This is a genomic window from Lishizhenia sp., from assembly GCF_057456495.1.
Window position 1 is genome coordinate 1 of record NZ_JBVCPV010000151.1, and the last position, 7460, is coordinate 7460.

The window sequence follows — 7460 nt, forward strand, 5'->3', positions numbered from 1 at the left end:
AAACATTCAAACTTAGGTTCTCGAGCAATAGTCGAGAGACACCCTCTCAAACTTTCCATCCACTAATTTCTTAAGATTTTAATCAGTTTTTTATAACTTTAATGCATGCGCTTGATCACCACCATCGTAGTAATAACTCTTGTAAACTTTATCAGTTTTAGCCAAGCTCAAATCCCTACACCGAGTTGCTATGATGCTGTTGATGTGTGCGACTCTATTGACATTTATTCACCCTTTTGGTGTTACTATGGAGACAACTATGACGATAGCAATTACTTTATAGGGGGATATTTTCAACCTTATCTGTACACAACCTCTTTTCCTAGTATTAATCCAACTACCCCTAATGCCTTTAATGGTTGCTCAGTAAACTTTGACAAAATATACTGGGTAAATTTAGCAGTAAAAACATCAGGATTTTTAAATTTCATGGTCCAATCTAAAAGTTGGCCTTTTAATGGTTTAGTTGGAGCCCCTCCAAATAATGGGGTTCCCGGAGGAACAATTTGGATTCTTTTTCCGAAAAACCAAACTCCGTACAACTCTACTTGCAATCAAATTACTAATAACCAAATTGCTCCCGTTTCTTGTAACACCCTTTACTTTACCAATTACCAAGGTGCCGTGCTTTCTCAAACGGGGAATACAGGTATGTTAGAAACTCCAAGTATTTATGGCGATTGTTATCCCGCACGTATAGAACCCTCCATTTACGTAAATGCAGGGGATGAATTTCTTCTAATGATTCGTTGCACTACAGGAACAGACACCAATGGCATCCCTTTTGAACAACCCAAACTATATGTCGGGAACGCTGTACCCGGCAACGAAAACTCTACTACCTCAGCTACTTTTACCTGCGAACCTTGGACAGTACCCCAAAACATTTGTTTAGGAGATAGCGCTTGGGTAGAGTTGAGCAACACCTACAATGGTTATGATGACACCTACACCTTTACCTTTTTAAACAATGCCAGTGATGTTGTGGATAGTCTTTACGCTCCATGGTTTCAAGTGTTGCCTACAGATACTACCACCTATAATGTTGAGGTGTCTCAAAATGGAACCGTCTATGATACTTTGAGTTTTACAATAAATGTTGCTTCTCCTCCAACGCCTAATGCGGGACCAGACCTCTTTTTATGTGAAGGTGATACGGCACAATTGAGCGCTCAACTCAGCGATACTTCGAATTACTTCTTGTGGCAAATAACAGATACCAACGACTACCTATCTGCCCCAGATACCCTAGATATTTCCTACGCTTCTCAACCCGATAACGATCTTTTAATTCTATTCGAAAACAATGGAGTTTGTCCCACGGGAATAGACTCGGTGTACATTTACACCCACCCCACCCCGCAACTTCAAGTATTGCAAGACACAACCATTTGTCTCAACGGAAGCGCTCAACTCGAAGCTGTGGTCAACAACACCGTGGTTCAAAACTACGCCTGGCCTTTTCCTTCCGATAGCAGTTCTACACAAAACTTCATAACAGATTCTTCTACTTGGATAAACTGTTACGCTGCAGACTCTATAGGTTGTAGCTCAAATACGGACAGTGTATTCATCACTGTTTTGGATAGTCTAAGCTTAAGTACACCTTTAAACATAGACTATTGCGAAGGGGAAACACTAAATTTAAACAGTATTGTTTCTGGAGGATTGCCGAATTACACGTACAGTTGGCAATATGGCGGACAAGAAGTTAGCACCAATCCTACAACAGACTTTTCTCCAACAGGTCAAGATGAACTTGTACTTATTCTACAAGATGTTTGTGAAACCCCAGCAGACACCAATATTTTCAGTTTTTCACCTTACCCTATGCCGAGTTTAAACATGAATGTAAATGATACTTTACTCTGTTATCCGGGAGAAGTCAACGTAAGTTTTACAACTTCACCCCTAGTGCAAAATTGGATTTGGAATTTGGGAGACGGAAGCATTTTAAATGATATAAATCCATTGAATTACACCTATAATCAGACCGGTATTTTTGATGTGAGTTTGACTTATTCTACTACAGATAATTGTAAGGATACATTGCCCAACCTTACTGTAGAAGTCGTAGAAAATCCCGTTGCCAACTTTAGTTTTAACAACGACATCACTGAATTCTCAACTCAAGTACTATTTACCAACACTTCGCGTTATGCCACATATTACAGTTGGAGTTTTGAAAATGCACAACCTGCAAGTAGCACGTTGGAAAATCCAACCGCTAATTTTGAAGAAGGTGAAATTGGTCTATACCAAATAGAACTCATCGCTTTCAATGAAATCGGTTGTACGGATACTTTGCGCAAAGCTATTAACATCACACCAGAGTTTAGTCTGTTTGCTCCCAACACCTTCACCCCCAATGGCGACCAAAGCAACAACACTTGGAGTGTAGCTGTAAATGGAATAGACACCAAAGATTTCCACGTACAAATTTTCAACCGTCACGGCACCCTAATTTTCGAAAGTTTTGACTACAACTTTACTTGGGATGGAACTTACAAAGGAAAGCTAGTACCCACAGGAACCTATACGTGGAAAATAGATGTGAGCACCTCACAAAATGCCGAGCGTTTGATGAGAACGGGGTTTGTGAATGTACAGTACTAAATATGAGTATTGTGGGTGAGTTTTGAGTAGAGAGGTGGATGTTAAAAACTTAGGTTCTTACATAAAACACCGGCTCCTCGATAGTACGACTCCGCTCACCACACCGCTCCGCTCGGAAACCTAGTATGTATAATTAAAGAGTAGTATTAACCGAGGTTATCGAGCGGAGTCGAGATGAGCGAAAGCCGAGAGACCAACCACAAAACATTCAAACATTCAAACTATCAAACAACCAAACACTCAAACTACAAAACCGTGAATCTTTGAATTATTAATCCCCCCTCCCTTAGTGATTGGAAGGGCACCCTGGAAGGATGAAGCTTAGTACAAAGCACTTTTTGGGGCGACCATAGAAGCCACGGAAAAGGGGATTTTGTACTTGGCTTTAGACCGAAGCGTATACTGGAAAGCACGGTGGCACCCCAATGCGTTGGGGGAACAAAGGGCCTAAAAAGACAGCTTAAACTTTTAATTCTGAAATTCGAATATTGCTTTGGTAACGACCTCCGGGAAAGTGATCGTTATAATCGAAATTGAGCCAAACATCTCCCTTTGTATCTAGGAAATAGCGCAAGGGTTTGTTTTTAATTTCTTTGGGAAAGAGCAAATTACGCAAGAGGTAAGCCACGTTTTCCAAATCCTTTTTATCGCCAATTTTAACTTCTGGATAAAGGTGTCCCACCGTTCTGCCATCGTCTAAAAGCACATTCGTTCTCACCAAACGGACCTCTCCTCCTACGGCGCGAATACATGCGGCTATGATGATGGAGTAATCGTCGCAATCTCCTTTAAACTTATCGTTGTAGCTCAACTGTTTGGCTGTATTAGAAGCCTTGGAAAAAAACTCTTCGTAGAGCGGATCATACACGTAAATCCACTTATTTTCTATTTCCTTGAAAACAGAAAAATACTGTATCCATCGCCTGTCTTTACTCAGGGCTTGGTATTCCTGAAAGTGTTTTGTGGCAATGTTTCTGGCAAAGTCGATGAGTTCGGGATTGTTATAATCAATGGCTTCTCGCAGCAGCTCTTCTCGCGTAAAGGGAACTGTTTTATTTACAAATTTAGAAGACTCACTAACCTTTTCGAGGTTGGTGAGCAAACTTTGGTAATCTGCACTAAAGCGTTGGATGGAATACATCCCCGTGATGTGCGCCAAGCCTATGGCCACCACTAAGGTTATACTTATGTAGAGGTAATATTTTTTGAGGCTATAAATAAGGAAATACAACAGAAAAAAGATGAACATAAAAAGTATCAACTGATCGAGTCGAATTCCATTACCTACAGGGAGCTCTAGGGTTGGAATAAGCGGGTAAAAAAACATGAAGACGGGCAAGGTAAAAAAGAAGCTCAAGACAAAAGCCAAAAGGCGTTTCATCCATCTATATTCTCTTTTCTTTTCACCCGTTTCTGAATTCATCTGCTTTAACTGTCAACGTATCTTTAGCAAAAAGCTTGCCTTAACACTTATTAAAATCCCCTCGATTTACAGTAAACCGAATTGTTTAAAGTGATGTGTAAGGTGCTTGCTATTCAAACGCGTCCATTGCGCGTAATCTAGCGGTCCGTAATACGGGTGAATTTGCGTTAGACCTTCTTGCATTGCATAAAGTTCTTCGAAATAAATTAATTCTTCCACCAATTCGTCTAAGGCCAATTCTATTTCTGAATGACGTAAGGCTTCCCCTTCTTTGGCAAAAGGAACTTGAACATCTCTAGCCATTTCTTTATCAGAATCTAAAAAGCGTAACATACCCGGTAATTTCTCATCGGGAATGATTTGATTTTGTGGATTTTTACCTGTTGCAATCTGCACGGCATCGGTAAGGTGTTCTATCATGCGTTGCGCACTCATCTTCCCCCACAAAGGTTTGGTTTCTGGGTCTAGCGTACCCAAATATTTAATTACATTTTCTACAGTTGGTTCTACAAACATTTTAATATTTTTTTCCTACGATTACATTTAAACTCTTAGGCACTACACTCACTGCTATATTGCGTTCTCCCTCAAGTGGTTCACCATCTAGGTGAAAAATTGCAGTTTCCAATTTTAAATTTACATTTTTAATTGAGATAAACTGCGTGTATTTGGAGCCATCTATTGCTCGATTAAAAAAGCGCCACACTAAGGATGGAATAGCGTAAAAAGGAAACTGTTTCAACATAAAAACTTCCAATTCACCATCTTCTACACTTGCTTGGGGAGCAATACAAAATCCATTTCCAAATTGAGAACCATTGGCTACTGTGCACAGCAGTAGGTCATTATAACTTTTACCTGCTATTTCAATTTTACCCGGATGATAATTGAAATACGATTTTACCACTAATTTGATATAACTCCATAATCCTCGCTGATGATATTCATCGAACTTTTGGGCGATAAACGCATCGAAACCAAAACCAGCTACTCCTATGAATGCCTTTCCATTGGCTTGAGCTGTGTCTACCACTTTATAGCGTTCCTCATTAATACATTTCAGCGCCTCTACCAATTGAAGAGGAATTTTTAAGTGACGCGCAAAACCGTTCCCAGAACCACAAGGTAAAATAGCTAAAGTAACGTTTGTACCTATCAATGCCGTACCTATTTCATGTACCGATCCATCACCACCCACCGCACAAACGATGTCAACCCCCTCTTCTACGGCAGCTTTCGTGAGCGCGGTAGCATGTCCTCTATGTTGGGTATAAACGATGCTCGTTTTAAACTTTTGGGCATCTATATACTTTTCAATGTGTCCAGGCAATTTATTCTTCTTGCCTACACCAGAAATTGGATTAATAATGAAGCGTATGCTTTTACTCATCTTCCAACTTCATTTGGTTAGACAAAATATCATTGTTATATACTTGTATACGCGCCTTAATATCTTCTGTCATCTCCTCCACTATTTGCGGATAATACCTTAAAGAATCGTGTCGTGCTAAGGTATCTAATTGATAATTGTAAAGTGCCTTCGCTTCATCTTGACTAAAACTTAGCATGTATCCATTCTTCAGATACATATAGGTTCCTTCTAGGTAATAAAGCGCTTCTGCATTGTTGGTATCTGCATAGCTTTGTCCGAAAGCGTACATTGCCTTATCCTTTGTTAAGACATCCATCAAAGAAGGATAAATATCTATTTGATCCATGATTTGTGGATGAAGTCCCGTACCCAATAACTTTTGGGGATGAAAGAAAACAATGGGAATTTGGTACATTCCTATTCTGTGTTTGTAATAACTAGAACTCCCGGATGGGGTATGATCTGCAACTAAAACAAAAAGGGTATTGTTGTACCAAGTTTCTTTTTGGGCTTGCTCGAAAAATTTGCGCAACGAAATATCTCCATAAGCCACGGAACGTGCAATAGGATATTTAGAGGGAGGTATTTGATCTTCGTAAGCTTCGGGTATGTAATAGGGGTGGTGAGAGGAAAGCGTAAATAATCCTGTGACAAACGGTTGGGATAATTCGCTCATTTTCTTTGCGGCCCAAGGATTAAAAAATTCATCCAATATTCCCCATGTACCATCAAAATGTTCGGGATTAGGGTATTCATTCCTCCCGTAATAATGCTGGAAACCTGCTAAAGAAGAAAACTCATCAAAACGCATAGAACCATTTGTAGCCCCATGATAAAAGGCGGAGCTATACCCTTTCTTGCTTAAAGCTGTAATCAGCGTGGCAATGTTATTATCTCCATAGGGTGAGGAAATGTAAGGGTTATCACTCCAACTGGGTATACCCGCGAAAATAGAAGGCATGGCCTCAATGGATTTTTTCCCATTGGCAAAAGCTTGGTTAAAATAAAGCGACTCTTGCATTAATGAGTCCAAAAACGGCGTGTATTTAGGACCTATCCATTCCTTTCCAAAACTCTCTAAAATAAGTACGACCACATTTGTGTTCTCCGGCAAACTTTGCGCATGCATTAACGGATAGTTGGGAGAAAATTTACGGCTTATTTCATCTTCTGTAAAGTAATTTTTCTTTGTAAATCCTTTCTTTCCATAGGATTTGATCATCGTGAAGGGTGTATTGAGTACCAAGGCTGTTTTCTGCATACTTGTATACTGCGCAGCACTCAAAATACCTGCAGGACGCAAGCCAACTCCTCCTCTTCCTAGAATAATAAGCAAACCTAAGATTGCTACAAAAGAGATACTGTCTTTGGTCCACTCTACCTCCGTTATTTCTCTTTTCCCTATGGTCTTGTTATAGGTAATAATAGAAAGTATCAACAAGAGAATAAAGCACAAAATAAGCAACCAAAAATCTTTAATAAAGGAGAAAACAAGCTGGTTGAAATCATTTCCAGCTCCAAGAATGCTAAATAAATCTACGGTAGATCTTTTAGACGTGAACTTAAAATACTCTACATCCATGAGGTTGAAGGCTAATATTCCGACAACGAGTACTAGGAATAAAAAATACTGGATGATTTTATGGACTAAGGATTCTTTGAACGCCTTTTTCATAGGGAGATTGGTCCACACAAAAAGCGGCAAGGATAAAAGAGATACGGAAATAATATCGAACCATATTCCCACAATGAAATCTTTAAAAACCCACGCCTCGAAACTGGCGTAATTCGCAAAAAAGAAAATAATACGAGTAATGCTCAAAAGAACGAGGGCGATACCGAACATTTGGAAGTATGCTACTACCTGTTTGGGAAGAAATTTGTTCGCCTTCATAAGGGCGAAGATAAGTAAAAAGTCTGCAAGTTAAAACGCCTAAAAACGTTAAATGAACACAAAATGAGTAGATACAAAAAAGGACCAGAAATAAATCTAGTCCTTTTGTTTTTTTTAGTGTTCGTGACAGTGCACTTCGTAGGTTGTACCGTCTA

5 protein-coding genes are annotated in these 7460 nt (G+C 39.5%); 1 reads left to right on the forward strand and 4 read right to left on the reverse strand.

Going from position 1 to position 7460, the window contains the following annotated elements:
- Positions 1-105 precede the first annotated feature (105 nt).
- Positions 106-2616, forward strand: a complete 2511-nt coding sequence (locus tag AC22ZQ_RS10775) for a T9SS type B sorting domain-containing protein (RefSeq protein WP_318958794.1) — start codon at positions 106-108, stop codon at positions 2614-2616.
- A 460-nt stretch (positions 2617-3076) separates the two neighbouring features.
- Here the strand turns inward: AC22ZQ_RS10775 and AC22ZQ_RS10780 are convergent, their stop codons facing one another.
- The 4 genes from AC22ZQ_RS10780 to AC22ZQ_RS10795 form a co-directional block, all read right to left on the reverse strand.
- Positions 3077-4039, reverse strand: a complete 963-nt coding sequence (locus AC22ZQ_RS10780) for a transglutaminase-like domain-containing protein (RefSeq protein WP_318958795.1) — start codon at positions 4037-4039, stop codon at positions 3077-3079.
- A 66-nt stretch (positions 4040-4105) separates the two neighbouring features.
- Complete coding sequence (locus tag AC22ZQ_RS10785) at positions 4106-4555, reverse strand: DUF1569 domain-containing protein (RefSeq protein WP_318958796.1); 450 nt, start codon at positions 4553-4555, stop codon at positions 4106-4108.
- Position 4556: 1 nt separating this feature from the next.
- A complete protein-coding gene (locus AC22ZQ_RS10790; protein WP_318958797.1) occupies positions 4557-5429 on the reverse strand; it encodes a diacylglycerol/lipid kinase family protein in 873 nt (290 codons plus the stop codon).
- Positions 5422-7305 carry an LTA synthase family protein gene (locus AC22ZQ_RS10795; RefSeq protein ID WP_318958798.1) on the reverse strand — a complete coding sequence of 628 codons (1884 nt, stop codon included), beginning with the start codon at positions 7303-7305 and terminating at the stop codon, positions 5422-5424. Before AC22ZQ_RS10795 ends, AC22ZQ_RS10790 begins: the two co-directional genes overlap by 8 nt.
- Positions 7306-7460: the final 155 nt, after the last annotated feature.

Excerpts from the sequence above, each read along its gene's own strand:
- AC22ZQ_RS10775 (WP_318958794.1), top strand. The coding sequence starts at position 106 with ATGCGCTTGATCACCACCATCGTAGTAATAACTCTTGTAAACTTTATC.
- AC22ZQ_RS10785 (WP_318958796.1), bottom strand. The coding sequence starts at position 4,555 with ATGTTTGTAGAACCAACTGTAGAAAATGTAATTAAATATTTGGGTACG.
- AC22ZQ_RS10780 (WP_318958795.1), bottom strand. The coding sequence starts at position 4,039 with ATGAATTCAGAAACGGGTGAAAAGAAAAGAGAATATAGATGGATGAAA.
- AC22ZQ_RS10790 (WP_318958797.1), bottom strand. The coding sequence starts at position 5,429 with ATGAGTAAAAGCATACGCTTCATTATTAATCCAATTTCTGGTGTAGGC.
- AC22ZQ_RS10795 (WP_318958798.1), bottom strand. The coding sequence starts at position 7,305 with ATGAAGGCGAACAAATTTCTTCCCAAACAGGTAGTAGCATACTTCCAA.